The following is a 26,045-nucleotide window of genomic DNA, read 5'->3' on the forward strand; positions in this document are numbered from 1 at the left end:
AACTGGCTGGGTCGAGGATAATATCGTCCTTGACTTCAACGGGAGCGGGACCGACGACTTTATCTGGTCGCAGTCATATCGTGGAAACTGCGAGGGCCTAACTCAATGCCCGCATCTACGAGGTGGGTCAGATGTCTACAGCATTGACCACACCAAGCCCACGAACAAGCTGAGCATAAAATCGGTCACCATTCCAACGCCGTGGTATCAGTTCAGTCTCAGGGATCCCGTTCCGTATAAACACAATATCGTCGTCGGCGACTTCAACGGCGATGGCGGCGAAGACATATTTATGACGAGTGATGCCGTCGGCGTTACAACGGGGTCCGCCATTCGGCTGTTCAGCTATAATGGGTCTGCCTTGAGCGGACGAACCGTTACAATCGCCGGTCTGTCCACATTGCCGGCGAGTTCGTTTCCTTCACCGTCATTTGCTGCGCCAGACATTGACGGCGATGGCCGGTCGGAACTCGCGCTCGGCACGAAACTCTATAACTTGAACGCGGCGGGCGGGAACTTCGCTCCCAGAGCAACGATCCAGAAGGCCACGTATTCTGCCGATTTCAATGGCGATGGGAAGTCGGATCGCATTGCGATGGGTGCCGGCGGCGGCACAGCCCTTTCTATTGCGTACTCAAACGGCGCGACGTTCGACCCCCCCGTAGACGTTGTCAGTCTCAACTACGATTCACCTCGTATCACCCTTGGGGACTTCGATGGCGACGGCCGGGCCGATATCGCTTTCCAGCCCAGGAGCCAGACCTATTCGAACCTCACCACCCGCGTTTATCTTTCGCGTGGGTCGCAGCCTTGGGAGCGGATCGATCTGCCTCCCATCTATGGAGCGGCCGACTTTAATGGCGACGGGCGGGCGGACATCATCAGGGCTGCCGCCACTCAAGTCTACAACTCGACGAGGGTGAACTATTCGCTCGACGGCCGGGTGTATCTGGCGACCTTTGGCGTGCCGGACCTCCTGACCTCCGTCACCACACCTTACGGCGCCATGACCAGCGTGACCTATGCGCCGTCCTCGGAATGGACGCGCAGCAATCGGCTGCCCTCGACCTACCAGACGGTGAAGGAAGTCTCGGTCTTCGACGGCCGGGCCACCACCTCGACGACAAAATACGCCTATGCCGGCGCGCTGTATGACTTTGCCGAGCGGCGCTTCCTCGGCTATCGCACCGCCACCATGACGCTGCCCTGCGAGAGCTGGGAGACGGCCTGCCCGACGCGTGAGTACACCTTCCGCCAGGATGTGGCGTCCGCCGGCAAGATCGAGCGGCTGGTCTACCGGGACGACAGCGGCGTCGTGTTGCGCGAGGATGGCGAGAGCTACGAGGACATCCGGCTGGACCTGCCGCCGTTCTTCTCCCGCAACACCGCCTCCGAGCGGGTGATGTGGGCCGGCGGCCAGTCCCGCACCGCCCGCACCGAGCGGGTCTTCGATGTCTACGGCAATGTGACGGCGCTGCAGGAGCGCGGCCTCGTCGGCGTGGCGCAGGACGATCGCTCGACGGTAAAGGCCTTCGCGCCGAACAGCACCGCCTACATCGTCGACAGGCCACGCGAGGAGCTGCGCTATGGCTCTGGGGGCACCTCGAGCACGCCGCTGGCGCGCAGCCTGGTGTTCTATGACGGGGCCACGGTGAACGCGACGCCGCCGGTGCGCGGCGACCCGACGAAGATGCGGCGCTGGCTCGGCCCGGCGGATAACTGGGTGGAGCGAACCGCCGAGTATGACAGCTACGGCAACCGCACCGCCGAGATCGACGAGGTCGGCAACCGCACCGAACATGTCTTCGATCCCGTCCATCACCTGCTGGAGGTCGAGACCAAGCAGCCGCCCTATTTTGACGGCGATACCCGCTTCCGCACCACCACCGCGTGGAACCCGACCTGCCGCACCGCGGCGGTCGAGACCGACATCAACCTGCAGCCGACCACCCGCTCCTATGACGCGCTGTGCCGGCTGACCCGACTGGTGCCGCCCGGCAATGACTTCCGGGGCTATGAGTACCGAGACATCGGCAATCCGGCGAGCCAGGGGATCATCGTCACCCGGCCCGGCGCAACGGCGGCGGGCGATGCCTGGACCGGCTACTTCTTCGACGGGCTCTCCCGCGCCTATCTGACCTCGTCGCGCGGGCCGGCGGCGAACCAGGCCATCGTGCTGCAGCGCAGCTTCACCACGCGCGGCGAGATCGCCACCCTCTCTCTGCCCTATTACCAGAACGAGACGCCGCAGTTCTCGAACATGACCTATGACGGCCTCGACCGTCAGACCCTCACCGTCCTGCCAGACGCGGCAACCATCACGCAGAGCTACGGCCTCAGCGCCGCGCCGCTCGGCCTTGTCAGCGCGACCACCACCGACCCCAACGGCAATGTCGCGGTGGTCCACACCGACGCCTTCGACAACAAGGTCCGCGAGGACCGCATGCTCGGCGGCTTCGCCGTCTCCACCAACTATGGCTGGGATGGGCTTAACCGGCTCGCCACCATCACCGATCCGATCGGGGCGCCGTGGTCCTATCAGTACGACACGCTGTCCCGCCGAACCGTCGCACAGGATCCCGATGCCGGGGCGTCGTCTTACAGCTATGACGCCGCCGGCCGAATGCTGTCCCGCACCGATGCACGCGCCACTGTGACCACCTTCACCTATGATCGGCTCTCGCGCGTCACCTCGCAGACGGTGGCGCCAAGCGGCGGGCCCTCCGAGGCCACAACGTCCACCTATGACGAGGCGCGCGCCGGCTTCTACAATGTCGGCAAGCTCACCACACAGACCAAGGCCAACATCTCCACCACCCGCACCGACTACGACATGGCCGGCCGGGCGGTACGCGAGCAATGGACGGTGCCGCCCTCAGGCACAGGGTCAGAGACCTTCACGCTGGAGACCCGCTATGACGAGGGCGGGCGCCTGCGCGGCAAGAGCTTTCCCAATGGCGACGTCGTCGGCACGCCGGCCAATCCGTGGACCTATAACGAGGCCGGCCGGCTGCTCACCGTCCCCGGCCATGTCAGCGCCTTCCTCTATGACGCCGCCGGCAAGACGACCTCGGCGACCTACGCCAATGGCGTGACCACCGCCTTCGCCTATTCGCTGCCGCGCGGCTGGCTCGACCAGGTCACCACGGCGAAGGCCGGTACCACGCTGTTCCAGGCGATCTATGCGCACGATGCCGGCGGGCGCATCACCTCGGTGGCCACGTCAGGCACCGCGCCGACCGTGCCGGGCGACAGCTGGACCTATAGCTATGACGACCTCGACCGGCTGATCACCGCGGACAATACCGACGACAGCCGCGACCAGAGCTTCACTTATGACAATGCCGGCCGCCTGACCTCAGCCACAGGGGTCGGCGCCTACACCTATCCCGCGCCGACCGCGCCTCGCCCGCATGCGCCGCTCACCATCGACGGCGCGGCGCTGAGCTGGGATGCCGGCGGCAACCTCACCAATGGGCGCGGACGCACCCTCGCCTGGGACGGCGAGAACCGTCCTGCCACCATCACGCTCGCCGGCGCCAGCGTGGCGATGACCTACGGCCCCGAGGGCGAGCGGCTAAAGAAGACCACCGCGACGGAGATCCCGCCGGGCTCGGCCTGCACATCCCCGGCGCCGCAGAAGGTGACGCTCACCGTTACCGGCGATATCGAGCGGGTGACCTCCTATTCGTGCGAGGGCACGCCTGCCGCCTGGACGGCGAAGACCTCCTGGCGGCTCGATGTCCACGCCGACACGCAGCTGGTGACGCCGGATGCCGGCGGCGCCACCGCGCCGGTGTTCCTGCATCGCGACCATCTCGCGAGCGTCAAGCTCACCACCGACGCCACCGGCTGCGTCGCCAGCCGCTCGGCCTATCGCCCCTATGGCGACCGGACGCAGGCGGAAGCCCCATCCGTCCCCGGCTGCTCGCCCGCCGCGCCCGCAGAGCCGCGCGGCTTCATCGGCGAGCGCCACGATCCGGAGACCGGCCTGCTCTATCTCCACGCCCGTTATTACGACCCGGTGATCGGGCGGTTCCTCTCCCCCGACACCCTAGACCCGATCGAGCCCGGCGTCGGCACCAACCGCTACGCCTATGCCGACAATGATCCGGTCAACAAGAGCGATCCGAACGGGCATCAAACCAGCGATAATGCTTCAGACCGCACTACAGGTGTAGGCAGCGAGGGCGAGGGAAAAGAGGGCGCCAACAACGCAAACGAAAACGCCGACTCCTCTAACTCAAACCAGACAGAAACTGAGCTCGACACGATAACGGTCGAGAAGGCGCGCAAAGCTAAATTGGGGGGGGCTTCCGGCAAAGGAACGACCCAACTCGCGATGATGGCGCGGCGCAATAAAAGTTTGCCTCCAGAGCTGGACAACTTCTCGGGCGGCGGTGGGCCTCCCTTGGTTAGTTCGCGAGGAGCCGGCCCGGTAAGCGGGAGGTGGGGCGGGCGATATTACAAAGGAGATGGAGGCGGATGGACAAATGCGTTGGAGCACATACTTTACCGACATGGGCCCAATACCGAAGCTACGGGAGTAAGTAAATTCGCGCCAAATACGACCACGAGGGACATAAAAAGCATGGTTGACGAGACATTAAGAGTTGGCAAATCCACTTTCACGGGTCGCGGAGGCTATACGATTGAACATGATTTCGGTCGAAATATCGGAATAAGAATAGATGGCACTCCTACAAATAATCTACGCGTTCATGTTAGAGATGGTGAAATCGATACAGCTTATCCATTTTAAATAAAGGAGATAAATGTGATTGACCTCTTTTTGTCTGTCTTTTTAAGAGAGGAGGTGACTCCATATGTAAAGAAGTTGCTTTGCTCTAAAATAAACAATAGAACAACCATGATAATCGATAAAATAGGACTAAATAAGTATGATATAACGATAGATTTTGAGAAAAATACCGTTCTAATAGAAGAAATAACGTTTATCGAATTCGCTGAAGTTCGAGAAATGTCTATTTCAGAATTCCTTGAAATGCTTAAGTGTTGATTGCGTTTTTTGTCCGACGTAGCCGACGAATAGGGGGGGGCTTATAATTGGACAAGATCGGCTGAGTGCGGTGATTATTGGCATTATTCTACCCAAACATCTAATCGATTCCCGCATCGGCATGAATGCCGCGAAAGCTCTGGCCGAGGTTTCCTCGCCCCATGCGCGGCGCGATGGTGGTGGAGTTCACCGCGCTGATCTCGGACTGCAGCTGACGGATCTTCGCAAGCGCTTGGTCGATCGAGGCGGCATCGATCGCCGGTGCCACGCGGGTGGCCGCGACGTCGTTCAGCGCGGCTTTCGCCTCGCCTGCGGTGCTCGTGAGCTCGCGTAGCGCGGCGCCGCCCTCGAAAGCATCTGAGCGATCCCGCGGAGAGCTGCGGCAGCATGGGCCTGTCGTAGGATGCGGGACGCACTCTGATGGCAGGGCCTTCCAATGCGCGCCGTCTTGGCAGGTTATGCCGTCTTAGGGAGATCATGTCGCCGGATAACAGGTGTTTTGCGGCAGGCCACGCGTCTCCCCATGTGGCCGTCACCGGCACCCTGCGGAAGTGGCCGACAATCCCTGCCGCATTGGCCAACTGGCCAGCAACGGCAGGCGAGGGTTATTCGGCAGTGATCGGCCAAAAGCCATCTTCTTTCGGCTGCGCGGAGCGGCTTGATCGCTGGGCTCCCTCCGGCTGTCGTCGCGCATCGACCGAGTGGCAACTAGGGATCTGGGGGGCAACGCCCTCGCAGGACCGAGCGTTGCAGAGACCGCGGGAGTTCCGCGGCTGCACCCAAGGGACAAAATCCCAGGGGAGGAGACGTCGAGATCAACCGGCGCACGGTGCGCCCAAGGGGATCTCAATGACACTCGCCTCGCTGCTTCTCGTCATCCTCGCCTCCTTCATCCACGCCGCGTGGAACCTGCTCGCCAAGCGCGCGGCCTCGGTCGGGCCGGCGTTCGTCTTCGCCTATAATCTGGCCGCTCTCCAAACTGGCGCCTCGCTCACTCTGGTCGCGCCGATGCGCGAGATGTCGATGATGGTGGGCGCACTGATGGGGATGTTGATCCTCAAGGAGGCGGTGGGGCCGTGGCGGCTGGCAGGATGCGGCGTCCTCATCGCGGGCGTCATTGTGCTTGTAGCAGCATGAGTTACGGTGCGAGCCAAGGCAGGACGATGCCGCTGATTATGCGGCGGTCGATATGCGGCTTGTCGCGCGTATCCGTCGACAAATGCGGCGCTGTCCGACGCAACACTCCGTGAGTGGCTCAGCCTCCGCTCCCGCCACTAAGGGCAAATACAACCGCCAGCGCAAACTCTGAATAGCAATTGAGGGGGCAGCATTTTACGCGACCCGCAATGCGGTTGTCACTATCCCGACCCGGTTGTCCTGTTCGGCCGCCCTAGTTTGCGTTCCGAATTAACCAACCGATTCTCGGTTCAGGCCGTGCGCTGCGCGAGATAGGCGTGGATCTGCGACACGACAGCCGCCCCCTCGCCCACGGCCGCCGCGACACGCTTGGTGGAGCCGGCGCGCACGTCGCCAATGGCGAACACGCCGGGCCGGCTGGTCTCCAGCGGCAGGATCGGCGTCCCGGCCGCGCCGCCGGCGTCTGGTCCCGTCAGGATGAAACCCTGAGGATCGACCGCGACGGACCCGTCGAGCCATACCGAATTGGGATCCGCGCCGATGAACAGGAAAAGGTGCTTCACCGGCAGCCGCAATGTCTCTCCCGTATCGCGGTTGCGGCAAGTCACCGCCGTCAGTCCCTGCGTGCGGTCGCCTTCCAGCGTATCGATCTCGGTACGGGTATGGATCTCGACATTGGGAAGCGCGGCGATGCGATCGATGAGATAGCGCGACATCGAGGCTTCGAGCCCCCCAGCGCGAATGATGAGATGCAGGCGCTCCACCTTCGGGGCGAGGAAAGCAACAGCCTGCCCCGCCGAATTGCCGCCGCCGACCAGCACCACTTCCTGGCCACCGCAGAGCTTGGCTTCGACGGGCGAGGCCCAGTAGGCGACGCCGGCGCCCTCGAATTCCGACAGGTTCGCGATGTCCGGGCGCCGGTAGCGCGCGCCGGTGGCGATCACCACCACCCGCGCGCGGACCGTCCCATGATTGGAAAGATGCAGCCGATGGGATTGGTCCTCGCCCACCTCTCCGTCGAGATGCGCAGCCGCCAGCGGGATGGCGAGTTCCGCTCCGAATTTCTGTGCCTGGTGATAGGCGCGCGCGGCCAGCGCCAAGCCCGATATGCCGGTGGGAAAGCCAAGGTAATTCTCGATCCGGGCGGAGGCTCCCGCCTGTCCGCCCATGGCACGCTGGTCCAGCACCAGCACCGAGAGGCCTTCCGACGCCGCATAGACGGCGGTGGCGAGGCCGGCCGGGCCGGCCCCGACAATGGCCACGTCATAGAGGGTATCGGGCTTCAGTTCGGGAAGCATGCCCAGGCAGGTGGCGACCTCGGCGATGGACGGGCGCTTGAGCACCGTGCCGGTCGGGCACACCAGCAGCGGCAGTTCATCCGGCAGAATGCCCAGCCGCTCGACGACGGCGCGGCCTTCATCGCTCGTGGTGGAATCGAGAGCGGTGAAGGGGTAGCCGTTTCGCGTCAGCAGACCTTCGATCATGACGCGGTTGGTCTCGCCCTGCCGGCCGATCAGCACCGAGCCGGCGGTGTCGCCCTCCAGCAGGCCAACGCGGCGCAGGATCAGCGCGCGCATCAAAACCTCTCCCACCTCAGCCGAGCCGATGGCGAGGGCGCGAAGATGGGCGGCGTCGAGAGGTAACGCCCGGCAACCCTCCGGGCCAGCGGTGGCGGCAGCCAGAGAGGGGCGCCCGGCCAGCTGGCTGATCTCGCCTGTGAACTGGCCGGCCGCCTGCACGACGATCGGCTTTTCATGGCCGAGCCCATCGCGACGCACGACCACGATCGAACCTTGCACGATCAGCCAGGTGGGCACCCCCACATCGCCGACATTGAACAGCGGCGCGCCGGGCTCGAACCGCCCTTCCGGCCCGCTGGCAAAGCGCATCATCGTTTCCATCTGCACCGTGTTGAGTACCGGAAACATCTGCTGCCTGCGCTCGTCGATGAGGCTCATGGCACGTACTCTCGCTGGATTTCGCTGGGCGGGCTCACGGCCTGCGGGTAAGGGCGGCCGACGTGGCAAGGGCGCCAACGCCGGCAGTCCGATGTGTCAACGTGGCAGGAGGTTCTGCTTGGCGAGGTCGATGACCTCGTCGCCGCGCCCGCTCATCACCGCGCGGATCATCCACAGGCCGAACCCCTTGGCCTGCTCGATGCCGATGGTTGGCGGCATGGAGAGCTCCTGCTTGGCGGTCACGACATCCAGCACTGCCGGGCCATCATGTGCCAGCATCTGCGCGACGGCGCCCGGCAGGTCGCCGGGGTCCTCGACCCGGACGCCGAGAATGCCCATGGCGCTGGCCATGGCCGCGAAATTCGGATTCTTCAGGTCGGTGCCGAGCCCGACAAAGCCCGCCGCCTTCATCTCAAGCGCGACGAAGCCGAGCACGCCATTGTTGAAGATCACGACCTTCACCGGCAGCCCCTCCTGCGTGAGGGTGATGAGATCACCCATCAGCATGGAGAACCCGCCATCGCCGGAGAGGGAGATGACCTGTCGCTTGGGCTGCGACGCCTGGATGCCGATCGCCTGCGGCATCGCATTGGCCATGGAGCCGTGCGCCAGCGAGCCCACGAGCCTGCGCTTGCCGTTCATCGCGAGATAGCGCGCCGCCCAGATCGTCGGCGTGCCGACATCGAAGGTGAAGGCGGCATCCTCGGCGGCGAGGTCGCTGACGACCTTGGCGAGATATTGAGGGTGGATCGGCTTGTTGCCGGGCGTCCCGACGGCCAGATCGTCCAGCCCCTTTCGCGAGCGCGTGTAGCGGGCGAGACTGTCGTCGAGATGGCGGCGGTCCGTCTTGGGGGTAAGAAGCGGCAGCAGCGCCGCCAGCGTCGCCCGCACATCGCCGACAATGCCGAGGTCGAGCTTGCAGCGCCGGCCGAGCTGGGCCGCCCGGATATCGACCTGCGCGATCTTTATGCCGGTCGGCAGGAACTGCTTGTAGGGAAAATCGGTGCCCAGCATCAGCAGCACATCGCAGGAATGCATCGCCTCATAGCCGGAGGCGAAGCCGATGAAACCGGTCATGCCGACATCGTAAGGGTTGTCGTACTCGACGCATTCCTTGCCGCCGAGCGCATGCGCGATGGGGCTTTTGAGCGCCTCGGCCAGCGCCATCAACTCAGGGTGGGCGCCGGCGCAGCCCCGTCCGCAGAACAGGGTCACACGACCTGCATCGTTCAGGAGATCGGCGAGCGCCTCGATCTGAGAGACCCCCGGCGTCACCACCGGGACCGGGGGCAGCAGCCCCGCCGCCGGTGAGACGCCGCGTTCCGGTGCGGCGCGCAGCGCCACATCGCCGGGGATGACGACGACAGCCACGCCGCGCTCGCCGACCGCCGCGCGGATCGCGTTTTCGAGCACATAGGGCATCTGCGAGGGATCGGACACCATCTCGCAATAGACGCTGCATTCGCGGAAAAGGTTCTGCGGGTGCGTTTCCTGGAAATAGCCGCCGCCGATTTCCGAGGAGGGAATCTGCGCGGCGATAGCCAGCACGGGGGTGCGGGTCCGCTGGGCATCGAACAGGCCATTGATCAGGTGCAGATTGCCCGGCCCGCACGAGCCGGCGCACACGGCGAGCTTGCCCGTCACCTGGGATTCCCCGGCTGCCGCGAAGGCCGCCGCTTCCTCGTGTCGGACATGCACCCATTTGATGGCGCTGTCCCGCAGGGCTTCCGTCATGCCGTTCAGGCTGTCGCCGACAACGCCATAAATGCGTTCGACGCCCGCCTGATCGAGCGTATCGATGATGAGTTCCGCGATGTTGCGTGACATTGGCCTGGTCTCACCCATGCGTTGGCGCTAGGCGCGCCAGGAAAAAGGGAATCTGCCTATCAGCCCTGCGAACAGAGGTGCGCGATGAGCCGAAGTGCGATCCAAGCTAGCGCGCAGTGGGAGGCGAACCAGACCGACAAACGTGTCGGCGGACCATACCTAGGGATCGTGCTGTGACGCTCAGTGGAGCCTGACCTGTGGCGTGTGGGCTGTTACGTCCTCAGAGCCTACGAAGCCAAGCAAAGCCTATCCGTTGGTAGGCAGAGCCGGGGTGGGCAATCTGAGCCTAGGTATAGGTGCGTCCTTCGGCACCAGAAGCGACGAAAATCCGCCCATGCCAGCACAGCTGCTTGCCTATGAAGCCCCTCGTCGATTTGTGCCGTTCGCTCAAAGGGACCGAGGGCTCTTAGCCGAACTCGTGCCCCTGCAAATCGTCATCGCGATGATGATGATGGCGTAAGGGCTGGACGGCAGAACTCAAAATCGCCGGCTCGCTGTATTTTATGCATCACCTGAGCGACTACGTGCGGCGGGTGATGCGATGGACGGGCGATCGGACCCGTCAGGCGGCAATCTCTTGACGATTTTTACTTGGTTAGCCTTAGGCGTGGTGGTATCGGCCGACGTCGCCATTGTTCGCTCTCCAGCGAATGCCGGCAGGTCGGGCTGCTCGGAGAGCAGCTGCCAGACGCGCTTGGCGCATTCGACGAGGTGGTCGCAGGAAGACGTGATGGCGGGGTCATTCATCCCGGAATTGATGGAGTTGCGGCGCAGGGCCGCCGCTTGAAGCATCATCCCGGTAAGCGCATTGGCAATTTGGCCGCGCTGATCGGCAGCCGCGCGTGAAAGAGCCTCTTCCACTTCGTCCCCCTTCCAATCGGTGGCGTCCTCACTGTGCAGGGCGGTTGTTTTGTCCACGATCGACGAGACCGGACATTCCGAGCGCGCCGTCAGACGCCATTGAGAAGGTTTCATGCCAATGGCCTTCAGGTATCCTGCGTTCCCAAAGAATGACGTAGCAGTGTCGCTCGGCGGCGCGTGTTAAAATTCGCAAATCCGCCTTCCCTGGCGAGCGGCTCAGAGGAAGCGCCGGCCTATTTGAAGGGGTGAGTCCGCGCCGCTTCGCTCGACAGCTCCTTGGCCTCCCGCACCACCACCTGATCGACCTCACTCGCGCAGCGACGGATCAGCGGCGAAAGCAACACATCGGCCTCCATGGCGCGTCCCTGCGTTCGCCACAGGCGGGCAAGGCTGACCGCCCCGAGCCAAACCTGCCTCCTCTGAAAGGAAGCCTTGAATCAGTCAAACAGCGATTTGGGAATCCCTTTTGTCAACAAAGCCTAGCTTGACGCTAGATGCCGACAGTCTGCTTCCGGCCCCAAACCGGCCATTCGTCCTCATTGCAGCGAACCCCTGCCTCCGCCGCCACGGAGCTGTCTTGTCGCTCGGCGCCTCACGCCTTCTTCGCCGGCGCCGTCCTAAGTTCATCGAGATAGTCCGCCCACACCTGCATCATGCGCACGCGCTCGTCCCAATATTCGGCGGCGTGGGTGTAGGCGCGGCGGATGGCGTTGGCGTCCCGATGCGGTAATCCAGCATCAATGCAGGCGAACAAGGTGGTCGGGCCGGCATGCAATCGACCACCTCGGCAAAGAGCGTAGCGAGCAATCGGCCAAGTGCCCTTCGGGCGAACGGCTCAACGGCTCAGCTGCGGTGCACGCCGAAATGCTCCCCTCCGAACTGCACTCACCCATGCCACGGGTATCGGCTGCGCAGTCGCCCCAACGGGAGAGCCGTGAGCCGAGAGGCTGCCTCCGCGAGCTTACCTTCGGCGTGCTGGCCTGCGCTCGAAGGTCACCACGCATGTCCGCTCTGGCTATTTGTCCATTCGGATGGCTTGGCGGGGAATGGGCCGATCGTTGCGGCCGGTCTGCTGGGTGCTTAACGTGCCGAAGCTGCCACTTCTTGCCGGAAAGCAAAGGGGTCTCAGAGAGTCTTATGGATGACCCATGGCGCTGGCGACTTCAGAAACCTCGCATTTAGGTCGGAAGGCAGGAGCTCCCCATGCGCGTTGGACGGTTCACAGCCCTGCTGTTCATTAGCTTCCTGACCGTGGGCGCCGCCTGCGCCCAGACGTGGGAAGAGGCCGATCCGGCCATGGCGGGCTGGTCCGTAGATCGGCTGGAGGCTGCCCGGCAGCAATCCGCGGCTCTAAAGCCGACTGCGCTGATGATCGTGCAGGACGGGCGGGTGATCGCCCGCTGGGGCGACACATCCCACAAGGTGAACGTCGCGTCCGTCCGCAAAAGCCTCCTCAGCGCGCTTTACGGCATTGCAGTCAGTGAGGGACGTATTGACCTGTCGGCGAGCCTTGCCGCGCTCGGCATTGACGACAATCCTCCCCGCCTCACGGACGAAGAGAAGACTGCCACCGTGCGCGATCTGCTGACGTCGCGGTCGGGCATCTATCACCCCGCTGCCCATGAGACGGCGGACATCAAGCGGAAGCGACCAAAGCGAGGAAGCCACCCACCCGGGTCGTTCTGGTTTTATAACAACTGGGATTTCAACGCTCTGGGGACAATCTACCGGCAGCAGACCGGCGAGGACATCTTCCAGAGCTTCGAGCGCCGCATTGCGGCACCCATCGGCATGGAGGATTTCTCGGTCAAGGACGGCCGCTACGCCCTGGAGAGGCTGTCCGAGCACCCTGCCTATCCGTTCCGGCTGAGCGCCCGCGATGCGGCCCGGTTCGGCCAGTTGTTCCTGAATGATGGGGTGTGGGGCAACGCGCAGGTCGTCCCGGCTTCATGGATCAGGGAATCGACCACGACCTATTCCTCGGCGAGGCGGATTCGGCAGGGCTATGGCTATTTGTGGTGGACGCTTCCGGAGGACACATGGGGAGAAAACGCCTTCTACGCGTCGGGCTATGGCGGCCAGATCATCGCCGTCGTGCCGGCCAAGCGGCTGGTGGTCGTGCAGACCGTTGATCTGAGCCAGAATCCGAAGGGCATCCGGACAAGCGCCTTCATCGACCTTTTGAAGGAGATCGCCTCCGCTTCACGGTAAGGGGTCGAACCGCAGCGCACGATCGGGCACCCGTAGGACCGGAAGAACGCGGCCCACGCGAGAGGGCGATCAATGGTCGGTCGGGGCGTGCAGCAATTCAAAAATGTGGGGTAAAATGAGGGTGACTGAGCTAATTCAGTCGAAAAACGCTTTATAAATCAATGCTTTAAGCTAAAAAACTGGCGGAGGGAGCGGGATTCGAACCCGCGATACGGTTTCCCGTATACACACTTTCCAGGCGTGCGCCTTCAACCACTCGGCCACCCCTCCGTCGCCCGGCCGTGGAGGCCGGAACCTTCGACCGGGGCGGGGCCAGCCCGCCGAACCGTCGAAGAGGCGCGGAATATAGCGAAGCGCGCCACTCTGGCAAGCCATCCGCGCCGATCCGTTCGAGCAATCGCGCGAGGCTGGGGAAAAGGCGGGCCGGTGCGGGCCTGTGCGCCGGTCAGTTCAGCGGCGCGCCGGTCGAGGTGATGGCGCAGGTCGCGGCGTCGGCCCGCGGGCCCATCAGGTTCACCCGGTCCTGGCCGGTCGCGCCGGCGACGATGTTGTAGATCGTGGTGCCGGCCGAGCCCGCCGGCTTTCCCCTCGCGGTGAACGCGCAGGAGACGCCCACCGAGCCTACCGTGGCGGCGGTGTTGTTGGCCACCGTTACCCCCATTACCGTCCCGACCTCATTGGTGAAGAGGTCGCCATGGCTGAGGACGAGGCCGGGGAATGTCGGGTCGGCCTGCTGCGCGCCGGCGGGGAGGGCGGTCCCCGTCAGCAACAGCGCGGCGAGGACGGGGAGAGATGATTTCCGGCTGTACGACATGAGCTCCCCGCGATCCGCTGCAGCGTCCGGGCCGTAGACCAGGCACGGGCCGCGCCGGCGCAGCCTAGTCGATGCGCGGTAAAAGTCGAGACAGCGGTTGGCGCGCGCGCCAGCCGAAAGGGCAGGGAAGGGGGACGGAAGGGGCTGGCGAGGGGGGACGGTTGGCAGGGCCCGCGCCAGTCATCGCAAGTCTTGCCCGCCCCCGTGCCGGGCTGGTGCGGCCGATGGGCTACCCCGGTGTCCTGGTGCCTTAATAGTGTGGCGCCGGGTGAACTATATCCACTGTCCCGCCGGCCCCCTGGGCCGGTTGCTCGGGGATTCGCGGTGTTTACCGGCGCATGGAAAGCGCAAGATCACGAGGGTATATTTCGCAGTATTCTGTTTCTGGAACATTTCTTTTTATTGAATACGAGAAGTCTCGCGCAACTAGACAAGGGGGCGCCCGGCGGTATAGTCCGGTGCGGAAGTGTCGCCACGGGAGAGTGGAATGGGTCCCAGCGTGTATCAGGCCGGTCGGCGTCGTGTTGCAGCCGGCTTGCTGGGTGTCGGGATGGCCTCCCTGCTGCTCGCGGCATGTTCGGAAGAGAACAAATATGTTGCTCCCCCGCCGCCGCAGGTCACGGTCGCCACGCCCGTGCAGCAGGAGGTGACGCGCTACCTCACGTTCACCGGCAACACGGCCTCCATCAATTCGGTCGATCTGGTCGCCCGCGTCGAGGGCTTCCTGATGTCGATCGACTACAAGGACGGCGCGGTGATGAAGAAGGGCGACCGGCTCTTCCTCATCCAGCAGAACACCTACCAGGCCAATCTCGACCAGGCGAAGGCGCAGCTCGCCTCCGCCCAGGCGCAGCTCACCAACAGCCAAGCGGAATATCAGCGCCAGTCGACGCTCGGCCAGCAGGATTTCTCCTCGCAGGCAACCGTGGACAAGGCGCGCGCCGCGCGGGACGAAGCCGCCGCCTCGGTGGATGTCGCCAAGGCCAATATCGAGGTCGCCACCATCAATCTCGGCTACACCACGGTGCTGGCGCCGTTCGACGGCATCGTCACCCGCCACCTTGCCGATGTCGGCCAGCTTGTCGGGCACACCGAGCCGACCAAGCTCGCCACCATCGTGCAGATGAACCCGATCTACGCCTATTTCAACATCAGCGAAAATCAGGTCCTGCGCATCAAGGACGCGCTGGCGGCGCAGGGCCGGACCATCGAGGAGGTCAAGCAGATCGAGATCGATCTCGGCCTGCAGAATGAGGGCGATGACTATCCCCACAAGGGCCGGCTCGATTATGTGGCGCCGGAGGTCGATCCCGCGACCGGCACGCTGCTGGTGCGCGGCGTGTTCGACAATCCCACGCTGCAGCTGCTGCCCGGCCTGTTCGTGCGGGTGCGCATTCCCGCCCAGAAAATCCCGAACGCCTTCCTGGTCGCCGATACGGCGATCGGCACGGCGCAGCAGGGCAAATATGTGCTGGTCGTCAACGCGGACGACGTGGTCGAGCAGAAGATCGTCACCGTCGGCCAGCAGATGGGGGCCTACCGGGTGATCGAAACCGGCCTGGCGGCCGGGGACCGCGTCGTCGTCGGCGGCATCCAGCGGGCGACGCCGGGCTCCAAGGTCGCCCCCATCGTGGGCAATGCGGATGGCAGCACGGGGGCGCCGCCGGCCGCCGCGGGCACCGACGCAGCCAAGACCGACGCAGCCAAGACCGACGCAGCCAAGACCGACACGACAAAGACCGACGCGGCGAAAACCGATACGGCACCTGCGGCCAAGCCGGCGAACTGAGCGCCCGGCGGCGGACCGCCGGCGCACCCCATGACGACGTACCGAATGCCGGCCAAAGACTTTGCGACTTCCGCCCCGGCCCGCCCGAACCGAAGGCCCGTGACATGATTTCCCGCTTCTTCATCGAACGGCCGGTTCTCGCCAACGTCCTCGCGCTGGTTTTCGTGCTGATCGGCGCCATCGCGCTCTACACCCTGCCGGTGTCGCAATATCCCAATGTGGTGCCGCCCACCGTCCAGGTGACGACGCTCTACCCCGGCGCCAGCGCCCGTACGCTGGTCGACACGGTGGCGCTGCCGATCGAGCAGCAGGTCAACGGCGTCGAGGGCATGCTCTACATGCAGTCGACCAGCGCCAGCGACGGCTCCTACACGCTGACCGTGACCTTCGCCATCGGCACCGACCCGGACATGGCGCAGGTGCTGGTGCAGAACCGGGTAGCCATCGCGCTCGCCTCGCTGCCGCAGGCGGTGCAGGTGCAGGGCGTCACCACGCAGAAGAAGTCCACCGCCATCCTGCAATTCGTGGCGCTGTATTCGCCGGATGGGCGCTATGACAGCCTGTTCCTCGCCAATTACGGCGTCATCAGCCTGCAGGACGAGATTGCCCGCCTCAACGGCGTCGGCAACGTCAATATTTTCGGCGCCGGCCAGTACGCGATGCGGGTCTGGCTCAACCCGGACGAGTTGCAGGCGCGCCAGCTGACGCCGCAGGACGTCGTCAGCGCCATCCAGCAGCAGAGCCAGGAAGTGGCGTCCGGCGTGGTCGGCATGCCGCCGGTGCCGAAGGGGCAGAACTTCCAGTTCACCCTGCTGATGGACGGCCGGCTCAACGATGCCGCCGACTATGAGAACATCATCGTCAAGGTCTCGAACGCCGATGGCGGCCGCATCACCCGCCTGCGCGATGTGGCGCGGGTCGAGCTCGGCGCGCAGACCTACAGCCAGACCTTCACCTTCAACGGCAAGGCCTCGGCCTCGCTCGGCATCTACCAGCTTCCCGACGCCAATTCGCTGCAGGTGGCGACGGAAGTGCGGGCCAAGATGGAGCAGCTCGCCAAGAGCTTCCCGCCCGGCCTCGCCTATTCCATCCCCTTCGACACCACGGTGTTCGTCAACGCCTCGGTGTCGGAGGTCTACAAGACGCTGTTCGAGGCCGGCATCCTCGTGCTCATCGTCATCCTGGTGTTCCTGCAGGACTGGCGCGCCATGCTGGTGCCGGCGACGACGGTGCCGGTCACCATCATCGGCACCTTCGCGGCGATGGCGGCGATGGGCTTCACGGTCAATCTGTCGACCTTGTTCGCCATCGTGCTGGCCATCGGCATCGTGGTCGACGACGCCATCGTCATCGTCGAAGGCGTCGCGCGCCACATCGAGCGCGGCCTGTCGGGCCGCGAGGCGGCCGAGAAGGCGATGGACGAACTGCTCGGGCCGATCATCGGCATCACGCTGGTGCTGATGGCGGTGTTCCTGCCGGCGGCATTCATGCCCGGCCTCACCGGCCAGATGTACAAGCAGTTCGCGCTGGTCATCGCCGCCACCGCCTTCATCTCAGCGATCAACGCCCTGACGCTGAAGCCGACGCAGTGCGCGCTGTGGCTGCGCAAGCCGGTGCCGGAGGATCAGCGCAACTTCTTCTATCGCGGCTTCAACAAGGTCTATAACCGGGCCGAGCACTGGTATGCCGGGCTCATCCACCACATGGTCAAGGCGAGCGCTGTCGTCGTCACCATCGGCCTGGTGCTGATCGGCCTTGCCATATGGGGCCTCACCCGGGTGCCCACGGGCTTCCTGCCGACCGAGGACCAGGGCTATGTGCTCATCGGCGCGCAGCTGCCCGACGCCGCCTCGCTCCAGCGCACCAACGAGGTGATGGCGCAGATCTCCGCTATTGCCCAGAAGACGCCGGGCGTGAAGGACGTCATCGCCATTTCCGGCGTCTCGGTGCTCGACAACAACGCCACCCTGCCCAATGCCGGCGTCGCCTATGTCATGCTCAATTCCTGGGACGAGCGCGACAAGGCCGGGCAGGGGCTGCTCTGGATCTATCAGACGCTGAGCAAGGAGCTGCAGCAGGTCGAGGGTGCGGTGCCCTTCGTGCTGGTGCCGCCGGCGATCCAGGGCGTGGGCAATGCCTCGGGCTTCACCATGATGGTGCAGCAGAGGGACGGCAGCTTCGACTTCCCCGAGCTGCAGGGGGTGACGCAGCAGATCGTCGCCAACGCCTCGACCCAGACGGCGCTGCAGCGCCTGTCCACCTCGTTCCGCGCCAACGTTCCCCAGCTGCTTTTGAAGATCGACCGCATCAAGGCCGAAACGCTGGGCGTGACGGTCGGCCAGGTGTTCTCGACCGTGCAGGGCTATGTCGGGTCGAGCTACGTCACCCAGTTCAACCAGTTCGGCCAGACCTTCCAAGCCTATATCCAGTCCGAGCCGGATTACCGCCGCACCCCGGAGGAAATCCTCAACCTGAAGATCCGTACCCCGGACGGCACCATGGTGCCGCTCGGCACGCTGGCGCAGGTGGAGCAGGCCTTCGGGCCCTCGCTGATCACGCTGTACAACCTCTACCCGGCCTCGACCATCCTCGGCGGGCCGGCGCAGGGCTTCTCCTCCGGCCAGGCGCTCGACATCATGGACCAGATCGCCGATTCCACCCTTCCGGGCGGCATGGGCTTCGAGTGGAGCGCCATGTCCTATCAGGAGGTGGTGGTCGGCAACGAGGTGTACTTCGTCTTCGGCCTCGCCATCCTGCTGGTCTATTTCGTGCTGGCGGGCCAGTATGAAAGCTGGATCCTGCCCTTCGCGGTCCTGCTGGCGGTCCCACTGGCCTTGCTCGGCACAGTGGGAGCCCTTACGGGGCTGGGCATTTCCAACAACCTCTATACGCAGATCGGCCTGATCCTCCTCATCGCCCTCTCCGCCAAGAACGCCATTCTGATCGTGGAGTTCGCGCGCGAGAAACGCGCCGAGGGCATGGACATCGTCGAGGCCGCCACCGAAGCCGCGAGGCTGCGATTCCGGCCGATCCTGATGACCTCCTTCGCCTTCATCCTCGGCGTCCTGCCGCTGGTGCTGGCCACCGGCGCCGGCGCCGCCTCGCGCAAGTCGATCGGCATCGCGGTGTTCAGCGGCATGCTGGCGTCGACCTGCCTCGCCGTGCTGTTCGTGCCGTCCTTCTACACGGTGCTGCAGCGCTTCGAGGAATGGCGCTCGCGCGGCAAGGCGCCGGCGGGCACCGGCTCGCCGGTCGATGGGGCGCCGCATTCGGCGGCGTGAGCGGGCGCGAGGCGGCAGGGTCGCGCCCGCCCGGCCTTGTGCGCGCCCAGCCTTGCGTGCGCTATCGCCTCAAATCGCGGCACTGTGCTGACGCTTCGCTGGGCGCCTCGTGTGGCGGGCCGGGCGAGGCGGGCGCGCGACGCCCCATTGCCCTGCGGCACGATTCCTGCGTTCATCCCCGTGGTTCCGCCCCGCCTGCGCGCCTCCCGGCGCGCGTGCCGTGCTCTTCCCTGGTTAGTTGGTGCCTATGACAATCTTCGCGAGCTTGCATCACGTCACGGCCTACAGCTATGACCGCCCGGTCTCGCTGGGCCCCCAGATCATCAGGCTGCGGCCCGCGCCCCATTGCCGAACCCCGGTGAAGAGCTATTCGCTCAAGGTCACGCCTTCGAACCATTTCGTGAACTGGCAGCAGGACCCGTTCGGCAACTGGATGGCCCGTTTCGTCTTCCCGGAGAAGGCGACCGAGTTCCGCGTCGAAGTCGACCTCATCGCCGATATGACGGTCTACAACCCGTTCGATTTTTTCATCGAGGAATATGCCGAGAAGCTGCCCTTCGCCTATCCCACCGGTCTCGCCAAGGAACTGATCCCTTATCTGGAGCTGGAGGAGGGCGGCCCGCTGCTCGACGGCTTCGTCGAGACCATCCGCCCGCCTGCCGGCGCGCCCACCGTCGACTATCTGGTCGAGCTGAACCAGAAGGTGCAGCAGCGCGTGGGCTACCTCATCCGCCTGGAACCGGGCGTGCAGACGCCGGACGAGACGCTGTCGCTGGCCTGCGGCTCCTGCCGCGATTCCGGCTGGCTGCTGGTGCAGGTGCTGCGCCGGCTCGGCCTCGCGGCCCGCTTCGTCTCCGGCTATCTCATCCAGCTCAAGCCGGACGTGAAGGCGCTGGACGGCCCGACCGGCACCGAGGTCGACTTCACCGACCTGCACGCCTGGTGCGAGGTCTATCTGCCCGGCGCCGGCTGGATCGGGCTCGATCCCACCTCCGGCCTGCTGTGCGGCGAGAGCCATTTGCCGCTCTGCGCCACGCCGAACCCGGTCTCGGCGGCGCCTATCACCGGTGGCTTCGTGGCCGAGGAAGGGACCAAGACCGACTTCGAATTCGAGATGAAGGTCACCCGCGTCGCCGAGAAGCCGCGTGTCACGCTGCCCTTCTCGGATGAGGCGTGGGCGGCGCTCGATGCGCTCGGCGACAAGGTGGACGCGGACCTCGCGGCGCAGGATGTGCGCCTGACCATGGGCGGCGAGCCCACCTTCATCTCGATCGACGACTACCAGGGCGCGGAATGGAATACCTCGGCGGTGGGGCCAACCAAGCGCGCCCGGGCGGATGACCTCATCCGCCGGCTGCGCAAGCGGTTCGCCCCCGGCGGCATGCTGCATTATGGCCAGGGCAAGTGGTATCCCGGCGAAAGCCTGCCGCGCTGGACCTTCTCGCTCTACTGGCGCAAGGACGGCAAGCCGATCTGGCGCGACCCCGCCTTGATCGCCACCGAGGCCGCCTCCACCGCCTCCATCACGCAGGCGCAGACCTTCATCGAGGCGCTGGCCGACAGCCTCGGCGTCGGTGCCGGCTATGCCGAGCCGGCCTATGAGGACCCCGCGCACTGGATCGTCAAGGAAGGCGATCTGCCGGACAATGTCGACCCGTTCGACACCAAGCTGGAGGATGCCGAGACGCGCGCGCGCTTCGCCCGCGTCTTCGAGCGCGGTCTCGGCAAGCCCAGCGGCTATGTGCTGCCGATCCAGCGCTGGCAGGCCCGCGCCGCCCGCGGCTGGGTCAGCGAGAAGTGGCGGTTCCGGCGCGGCCGCATGTTCCTTGTGCCGGGCGATTCGCCGGCCGGCTTCCGGCTGCCGCTGGCGAGCCTGCCCTGGGTGCCGCCGGCGGCCTATCCCTACGTCAATCCCGCCGACCCCATGACCATCTCCGGCGACCTGCCGGATGCCGAGACCCTGCACCAGCGCTACCGCCGCAGCGCGAGCGAGGAGCCGCACCAGGAGCAGGTCGACCAGGTGCTCACCGGCACCGGCTCGGTGCGCACCGCGCTCACCGTCGAGCCGCGCGACGGTCGCCTGTGCGTGTTCATGCCGCCGACCGAGCGGCTGGAGGACTATCTGGAGCTGCTCGCCGCCATCGAGGTGACGGCCGAGGAACTCAAGCTGCCCGTGCATATCGAGGGCTACACGCCGCCGGTCGATCCGCGTCTCAACGTCATTCGTGTCGCCCCCGATCCGGGCGTCATCGAGGTGAACGTCCATCCCGCCGCCAATTGGAAGACCTGCGTCGAGATCACCCGCGATCTCTACGAGGAAGCCCGCCTCTCGCGCCTCGGCACCGAGAAGTTCATGGTGGACGGGCGGCACACCGGCACGGGCGGCGGCAACCATGTGGTTGTGGGCGGCGCCATGCCGGCCGACAGTCCGTTCCTGCGCCGGCCGGACCTGCTCAAGAGCCTCATCACCTTCTGGCAGCGCCACCCCTCGCTGTCCTACCTGTTCTCCGGCCTGTTCATCGGCCCGACGAGCCAGGCGCCGCGCGTCGACGAGGCGCGCCATGACAGCCTCTACGAACTTGAGATCGCCATGGCGCATGTGCCGACGCCCGGCAAGGGCATGGCGCCGCCGCCCTGGCTGGTCGACCGGCTGTTCCGCAACCTGCTGACCGATGTCACCGGCAACACCCACCGCTCCGAGATCTGCATCGACAAGCTGTTCTCGCCGGATGGGCCGACCGGGCGGCTCGGCCTCGTCGAGTTCCGCTCCTTCGAAATGCCGCCGGACTGGCGCATGTCGCTCGCCCAGCAATTGCTGCTGCGCGCGCTCATCGCCTGGTTCTGGCGCGAGCCGCAGGAGGGCCCGCTGTCGCGCTGGGGCACGGCGCTGGGCGACCGCTTCATGCTGCCGCATTTCGTCTGGGCCGATTTCAGGGACGTGCTGAACGATCTCGGCCGGGCGGGCTACCATGTCGATCCCCTGTGGTTCGAGGCGCAGCGCGAATTCCGCTTCCCCTATTTCGGGCAGGTCGAGCATGGCGGCGTGACGCTGGAACTGCGTCAGGCGCTGGAGCCCTGGAATGTGCTCGGCGAGGAAGGCGCGGCCGGCGGCACGGTGCGTTTCGTCGATTCCTCGGTGGAGCGCCTGCAGGTGCGGGTCGACGGCCTCAATCCCGCCCGCCACGTCGTCGCCTGCAATGGTCGCCGCCTGCCGCTGATGCCGACCGGGCGATTCGGGGAATATGTCGCGGGCGTGCGCTTCAAGGCCTGGCAGCCGGCCTCGGGCCTGCACCCGACCATTCCGGTGCAGGCGCCGCTCACCTTCGACATCGTAGATGTCTGGTCGAACCGGTCGCTGGGCGGCTGCGTCTACCATGTCGCCCATCCCGGCGGGCGCAACTATGACAGCTTCCCGGTGAACTCCTACGAGGCGCAGGCCCGTCGCCTGGCGCGTTTCCAGAACAACGGCCACACGCCGGGATATCTTCTCGTGCCGCCGGAGGAGCCCTCCGCCGAGTTCCCCGCGACGCTGGACCTGCGGCGGCCGGCGCGGATCTGAGGCGATCCGTGCTTCATTCGCGCCACAGTTCGCCACTGCCGCTCCCCGCGCGCCGCTTGGTGCGTGCGGCAGCGGCGCGGGGATGGTATGCCCGTCCTTTGCGGGGGTGAGAGAGAGCCATGCCCGGTCGCAGTGACCCGAAGGCACGCACGCGCCGCTTCGAAGAGGCGGCGGTTGAGGCGTTGCTGGCGGACTACAAGCCGTTGCCCGGCGTCCATGATGAACTCGTGGACGCGGAGGGCCGGCCGCGTGCGCACTGGACCGCCCTGCTGGCGGCGCTGGCGGAGATGGGCGTCGACGAGGTCAACCGCCGCTTCGGCGCCGCCGATCGCCACCTCTACCGCTCCGGCGTGTTCTACCGCGTCTATGACGACCCGAATGGCGGCGAGCGGCCCTGGCCGATCTCGCATCTGCCGCTCGTCATCGACGCCGCCGAGTGGCGGGCGCTGGAGCAGGGGCTAATCCAGCGCGCGCAGATGCTGGAAGCGCTGCTGTCGGATCTCTATGGCGAAGGGCAGTTGGTGCGCTCGGGCGCGCTGCCGGCGGCGGCGGTGGCCGGCAATCCCGATTTCCTGCGCCCCATGGTCGGCGTCGACCCGCATGGCGGCAGCTTCCTCAAGATCTACGCCGCCGATATCGGCCGCGGGCCGGACGGCAATTGGTGGGTGCTGTCCGACCGCACCCAGTCGCCCTCGGGCGCGGGCTATGCGCTGGAGAACCGCATCGCCATCGCCCGCGCGCTGCCGGACCTCGCCCGCTCGCTCAACGTCATGCGGCTGGCCAGCTATTTCCAGGGCCTGCGGGCGGGGCTGACCAAGCTCGACCGCTCCGGCGAGGGGCGGGTGGGGCTGCTCACCCCCGGCCCGCTCAACGAGACCTATTTCGAGCACGCCTATCTCGCCCGCTATCTCGGCTTCGTGCTGCTGGAGGGCGCTGATCTCACCGTACGCGACAACATGGTGTATGTGCGCACCGTGGCCGGCCTCAAGCGGGTGGACGTGCTGCTGCGGCGCCTTGATGCCGACTATGCCGACCCGCTGGAGCTGAACCCGTCCTCACGCCTCGGCGTGCCCGGACTGATGCAGGCGATCCGCGCGGGCGGCGTGGCGATGGTCAACGCGCTCGGCGCCGGCGTGGTCGAGGCGCCGGCGATGATGGGCTTCTTGCCACGCCTCGGCAAACAGGTGCTGGGCGAAGCGCCGGTGCTGCCCAATGTCGCCACCTGGTGGTGCGGCCAGCAGGCCGAGCGCGAGCGGGTGCTCGACAGCCTCGACGATCTCGTCATCGCTCCCGCCTTCCGCCGGCCGGTGCCGGGTGCGCTGGCGGACGGCCCGGTGATCGGTGCCGATCTCGACCCCGCCCAGCGCGCGGCGGTGGAGCACGCCATCCGCACGCGCGGCGTCGACATTGTCGGGCAGGAGGCGGTGCGCCTGTCCACCATGCCGGTGTGGCGCGATGGAAAGCTGGAGCCGCGCCCGTTCATCCTGCGCATCTTCGTGGCGGCGACCGAATCGGGCTGGACCGTCATGCCCGGCGGCTTCTGTCGCGTTTCCGACAGCCTCGACGCCCGTGCCGTGTCCATGCAGGGCGGCGGTCGCTCGGCCGATGTGTGGGTGCTCGACGCCGCGCCGGTGGAGCAGACGACGCTGCTGCCCGCGCCCGGCACGGTGGAGGTCAAGCGCCAGACCGGCCCGCTGCCCAGCCGCGCGGCGGATAATTTCTTCTGGCTCGGCCGCTATGTCGAGCGGGCCGAATGCACGCTGCGCCTGCTGCGCACCCTGGCCGGCCGCCTGTCCTCCACCGCCGATGGCGGCGGCGGCTCGGTGCCGGCCCTGCTCGATCTCCTGAAGGACTGGGGCGCGGTTCCCGACGAACTCACCCGCGCCCGGCCGATCCGCCATGTGCTGGCGGCGCTGACCCGCCGCGATCGGCCGGGCGCCATTCCCAACCTCATCGACAATGCCCGCCACACCGCCTCGGTCATCCGCGACCGGCTTTCGCCCGATGCCTGGCGCACCCTGGCCGATCTCGGCCTGATGATGGCCGAGCCGGCCCCCGCCGCAAGCGCCGAGCCGGACGCCTATGAGCGCGCCGACCGTGCCTTGCGGGCGCTTGCCGCGTTTTCCGGCCTCGCCTCCGAGAACATGAACCGGCTCGCGGGCTGGCGCTTTCTCGATCTCGGCCGGCGTATCGAGCGCGCCATCGCCTCCTGCCGCTTCGCCCGCGCGCTGGTGGGCGAGACGCCGAGCGCCAGCACGCTCGACGTGCTGCTGGAGCTGTGCGACAGCCAGATCACCTACCGTTCGCGCTATGTCATGGTGGAAAGCCGCGCGCCGGTGCTCGATCTCGTGCTGCTCGACCCCGTCAATCCGCGCTCGCTCGCCTTTCAGATCTTCGCCATCAGCGATCATCTCGACGTGCTGCCTGGCCATGCCGGCGATGCGCTGCCGCCGCCCGAGGAGCGCCTCGCCGCCCGCCTGTCGGCGACCATGAAGGCGTTCGACGCGGTGGAGTTCGACAATGCCCGTCTCAGCCAGATCGAGGCCCGGCTGATGGAGCTCTCCAACGACGTAGCGGAGCGCTATTTCATCCACCGCCAGCCGGTGGAAACGCCGTGGGACCTCTTGGCATGAAATACGACATTCACCAGAGCACCGCCTATTCCTACGCCTCCTCGGTGCCGGTGGCGCGCCATGTGGTGCGCATGGTGCCGGTCGACCGGCCGAACCAGCGCGTCGTCGCCAGCCATTTCGTCGTCGAGCCCGAGCCGGTGGAATGGACCGAGACGCGCGATTTCTTCGGCAACAAGGTGGTGCATATCCGCATCGAGACTCCGCATAAGAGCTTCACCGTGAAGACGCGGGCGCGGGTCGAGGTGGACGCACCCGCCGCGATCGCCCCCGATTCCGGCCCGAGCTGGGAGGAGACGCGGGAGGCTGCCGACGAGAGCCTCGATCTTTCCGCGCTGTCGCCGGCGCACTTCCTCTTTGCCAGCCCTGTCGTGCCGCTGAGCGAGCCGATCACCAGCTGGACGGCCGAGAGCTTTCCGCCGGGGCGGCCGATGCTGGCCGCCTGCATCGACCTGATGACGCGCGTCTTCACGGATTTCACCTACGATTCGCGCGCCACCGACGTGTCCACGCCGGCACTTGAAGCCTTCACCATGCGGCGCGGGGTGTGCCAGGACTTCGCCCATATCATGATCGCCGGCCTGCGCGGCCTCGGACTGCCGGCGGCCTATGTCTCCGGCTTCCTGCGCACCGAGCCGCCGCCCGGCAAGGAGCGGCTGCAGGGCGCGGACGCCACGCATGCCTGGGTGGCGGTGTGGTGCGGGGAGGAGATCGGCTGGCAGGGCCTCGATCCCACCAACGACCTTCTTGTTGCCACCGATCACGTCGTGCTGGCCATCGGCCGCGACTACACCGATGTCGCTCCCATTGGCGGCGTGGTGTTCGGCTCGGGCAAACAGAAGCTGAATGTCGAGGTGGACGTCATCCCCCTGCCGGCAGAGCCGCCCGCCGTATCGAAGCCATAGCGCGCGGCCTCGTCCGTCCGGGCCGCCATAGGCCGATCCGGGATCGCCCGCCC

16 protein-coding genes and 1 tRNA gene are annotated in these 26,045 nt (G+C 65.9%); 9 read left to right on the plus strand and 8 right to left on the minus strand.

Features of this window, described 5'->3' with window-relative positions:
• Positions 1 to 595: 595 nt before the first annotated feature.
• Together ACQY76_RS09345 and ACQY76_RS09350 are read left to right on the plus strand one after the other, a co-directional pair.
• On the plus strand, positions 596 to 4,762 hold the full coding sequence (locus ACQY76_RS09345; protein WP_428032604.1) for an RHS repeat-associated core domain-containing protein: 4,167 nt from the start codon (positions 596 to 598) through the stop codon (positions 4,760 to 4,762).
• A gap of 15 nt (positions 4,763 to 4,777) precedes the next feature.
• Positions 4,778 to 5,020, plus strand: a complete 243-nt coding sequence (locus tag ACQY76_RS09350) for a hypothetical protein (RefSeq protein WP_428032605.1) — start codon at positions 4,778 to 4,780, stop codon at positions 5,018 to 5,020.
• 100 nt (positions 5,021 to 5,120) lie between these two features.
• On the opposite strand, the gene ACQY76_RS09355 is transcribed toward ACQY76_RS09350, so the two are convergent.
• Positions 5,121 to 5,288, minus strand: a complete 168-nt coding sequence (locus ACQY76_RS09355; RefSeq protein WP_428032606.1) for a hypothetical protein — start codon at positions 5,286 to 5,288, stop codon at positions 5,121 to 5,123.
• 581 nt (positions 5,289 to 5,869) lie between these two features.
• On the opposite strand from ACQY76_RS09355, the gene ACQY76_RS09360 reads away from it, so the two are divergent.
• Positions 5,870 to 6,157, plus strand: coding sequence for a hypothetical protein (locus ACQY76_RS09360; RefSeq protein ID WP_428032607.1), 288 nt, complete (start codon positions 5,870 to 5,872; stop codon positions 6,155 to 6,157).
• A gap of 290 nt (positions 6,158 to 6,447) precedes the next feature.
• On the opposite strand, the gene ACQY76_RS09365 is transcribed toward ACQY76_RS09360, so the two are convergent.
• The 5 genes from ACQY76_RS09365 to ACQY76_RS09385 form a co-directional block, all read right to left on the minus strand.
• Positions 6,448 to 8,115 (minus strand): FAD-dependent oxidoreductase, encoded by a 1,668-nt coding sequence (locus ACQY76_RS09365; RefSeq protein WP_428032608.1) that lies wholly within the window; start codon positions 8,113 to 8,115, stop codon positions 6,448 to 6,450.
• A gap of 96 nt (positions 8,116 to 8,211) precedes the next feature.
• Complete coding sequence (gene poxB / locus ACQY76_RS09370; protein WP_428032609.1) at positions 8,212 to 9,942, minus strand: ubiquinone-dependent pyruvate dehydrogenase; 1,731 nt, start codon at positions 9,940 to 9,942, stop codon at positions 8,212 to 8,214.
• Positions 9,943 to 10,443: 501 nt separating this feature from the next.
• Positions 10,444 to 10,917 (minus strand): hypothetical protein, encoded by a 474-nt coding sequence (locus tag ACQY76_RS09375; protein WP_428032610.1) that lies wholly within the window; start codon positions 10,915 to 10,917, stop codon positions 10,444 to 10,446.
• Between the two features lie 119 nt (positions 10,918 to 11,036).
• A complete protein-coding gene (locus ACQY76_RS09380; protein ID WP_428032611.1) occupies positions 11,037 to 11,159 on the minus strand; it encodes a hypothetical protein in 123 nt (40 codons plus the stop codon).
• Between the two features lie 236 nt (positions 11,160 to 11,395).
• Entirely contained in the window at positions 11,396 to 11,578 is a 183-nt protein-coding gene (locus ACQY76_RS09385; protein ID WP_428032612.1) for a hypothetical protein, read from the minus strand.
• A 428-nt stretch (positions 11,579 to 12,006) separates the two neighbouring features.
• Here ACQY76_RS09385 and ACQY76_RS09390 point away from each other — a divergent pair, with 428 nt between their 5' ends.
• Positions 12,007 to 13,014, plus strand: a complete 1,008-nt coding sequence (locus ACQY76_RS09390; RefSeq protein ID WP_428032613.1) for a serine hydrolase domain-containing protein — start codon at positions 12,007 to 12,009, stop codon at positions 13,012 to 13,014.
• 180 nt (positions 13,015 to 13,194) lie between these two features.
• Here the strand turns inward: ACQY76_RS09390 and ACQY76_RS09395 are convergent.
• Together ACQY76_RS09395 and ACQY76_RS09400 are read right to left on the minus strand one after the other, a co-directional pair.
• Positions 13,195 to 13,284, minus strand: a tRNA-Ser gene (locus ACQY76_RS09395).
• A 175-nt stretch (positions 13,285 to 13,459) separates the two neighbouring features.
• Positions 13,460 to 13,828: a hypothetical protein gene (locus tag ACQY76_RS09400; protein ID WP_428032614.1), complete on the minus strand. Its 369-nt coding sequence runs from the start codon at positions 13,826 to 13,828 to the stop codon at positions 13,460 to 13,462.
• A 487-nt stretch (positions 13,829 to 14,315) separates the two neighbouring features.
• On the opposite strand from ACQY76_RS09400, the gene ACQY76_RS09405 reads away from it, so the two are divergent.
• From ACQY76_RS09405 to ACQY76_RS09425, 5 genes are all read left to right on the plus strand, one after another.
• Positions 14,316 to 15,617, plus strand: a complete 1,302-nt coding sequence (locus ACQY76_RS09405) for an efflux RND transporter periplasmic adaptor subunit (protein ID WP_428032615.1) — start codon at positions 14,316 to 14,318, stop codon at positions 15,615 to 15,617.
• A gap of 104 nt (positions 15,618 to 15,721) precedes the next feature.
• A complete protein-coding gene (locus ACQY76_RS09410; RefSeq protein ID WP_428032616.1) occupies positions 15,722 to 18,898 on the plus strand; it encodes an efflux RND transporter permease subunit in 3,177 nt (1,058 codons plus the stop codon).
• Between the two features lie 247 nt (positions 18,899 to 19,145).
• Positions 19,146 to 22,457, plus strand: a complete 3,312-nt coding sequence (locus tag ACQY76_RS09415) for a DUF2126 domain-containing protein (protein ID WP_428032617.1) — start codon at positions 19,146 to 19,148, stop codon at positions 22,455 to 22,457.
• Between the two features lie 119 nt (positions 22,458 to 22,576).
• Positions 22,577 to 25,090: a circularly permuted type 2 ATP-grasp protein gene (locus ACQY76_RS09420; protein ID WP_428032618.1), complete on the plus strand. Its 2,514-nt coding sequence runs from the start codon at positions 22,577 to 22,579 to the stop codon at positions 25,088 to 25,090.
• On the plus strand, positions 25,087 to 25,992 hold the full coding sequence (locus tag ACQY76_RS09425) for a transglutaminase family protein (RefSeq protein ID WP_428032619.1): 906 nt from the start codon (positions 25,087 to 25,089) through the stop codon (positions 25,990 to 25,992). The genes ACQY76_RS09420 and ACQY76_RS09425 overlap by 4 nt, the downstream gene beginning before the upstream one ends.
• The last annotated feature ends 53 nt before the right edge of the window (positions 25,993 to 26,045 follow it).

The organism is Ancylobacter sp., assembly GCF_965279025.1.
Lineage (GTDB): Bacteria > Pseudomonadota > Alphaproteobacteria > Rhizobiales > Xanthobacteraceae > Ancylobacter.

What these genes read in the sequence shown, in the direction of transcription:
- ACQY76_RS09410 (WP_428032616.1), top strand. Translation starts at nt 15,722, where the DNA reads ATGATTTCCCGCTTCTTCATCGAACGGCCGGTTCTCGCCAACGTCCTC.
- ACQY76_RS09360 (WP_428032607.1), top strand. Translation starts at nt 5,870, where the DNA reads ATGACACTCGCCTCGCTGCTTCTCGTCATCCTCGCCTCCTTCATCCAC.
- ACQY76_RS09380 (WP_428032611.1), bottom strand. Translation starts at nt 11,159, where the DNA reads ATGGAGGCCGATGTGTTGCTTTCGCCGCTGATCCGTCGCTGCGCGAGT.
- ACQY76_RS09365 (WP_428032608.1), bottom strand. Translation starts at nt 8,115, where the DNA reads ATGAGCCTCATCGACGAGCGCAGGCAGCAGATGTTTCCGGTACTCAAC.
- ACQY76_RS09415 (WP_428032617.1), top strand. Translation starts at nt 19,146, where the DNA reads ATGACAATCTTCGCGAGCTTGCATCACGTCACGGCCTACAGCTATGAC.
- ACQY76_RS09425 (WP_428032619.1), top strand. Translation starts at nt 25,087, where the DNA reads ATGAAATACGACATTCACCAGAGCACCGCCTATTCCTACGCCTCCTCG.
- poxB (WP_428032609.1), bottom strand. Translation starts at nt 9,942, where the DNA reads ATGTCACGCAACATCGCGGAACTCATCATCGATACGCTCGATCAGGCG.
- ACQY76_RS09400 (WP_428032614.1), bottom strand. Translation starts at nt 13,828, where the DNA reads ATGTCGTACAGCCGGAAATCATCTCTCCCCGTCCTCGCCGCGCTGTTG.
- ACQY76_RS09405 (WP_428032615.1), top strand. Translation starts at nt 14,316, where the DNA reads ATGGGTCCCAGCGTGTATCAGGCCGGTCGGCGTCGTGTTGCAGCCGGC.
- ACQY76_RS09345 (WP_428032604.1), top strand. Translation starts at nt 596, where the DNA reads ATGGGTGCCGGCGGCGGCACAGCCCTTTCTATTGCGTACTCAAACGGC.
- ACQY76_RS09375 (WP_428032610.1), bottom strand. Translation starts at nt 10,917, where the DNA reads ATGAAACCTTCTCAATGGCGTCTGACGGCGCGCTCGGAATGTCCGGTC.
- ACQY76_RS09420 (WP_428032618.1), top strand. Translation starts at nt 22,577, where the DNA reads ATGCCCGGTCGCAGTGACCCGAAGGCACGCACGCGCCGCTTCGAAGAG.
- ACQY76_RS09390 (WP_428032613.1), top strand. Translation starts at nt 12,007, where the DNA reads ATGCGCGTTGGACGGTTCACAGCCCTGCTGTTCATTAGCTTCCTGACC.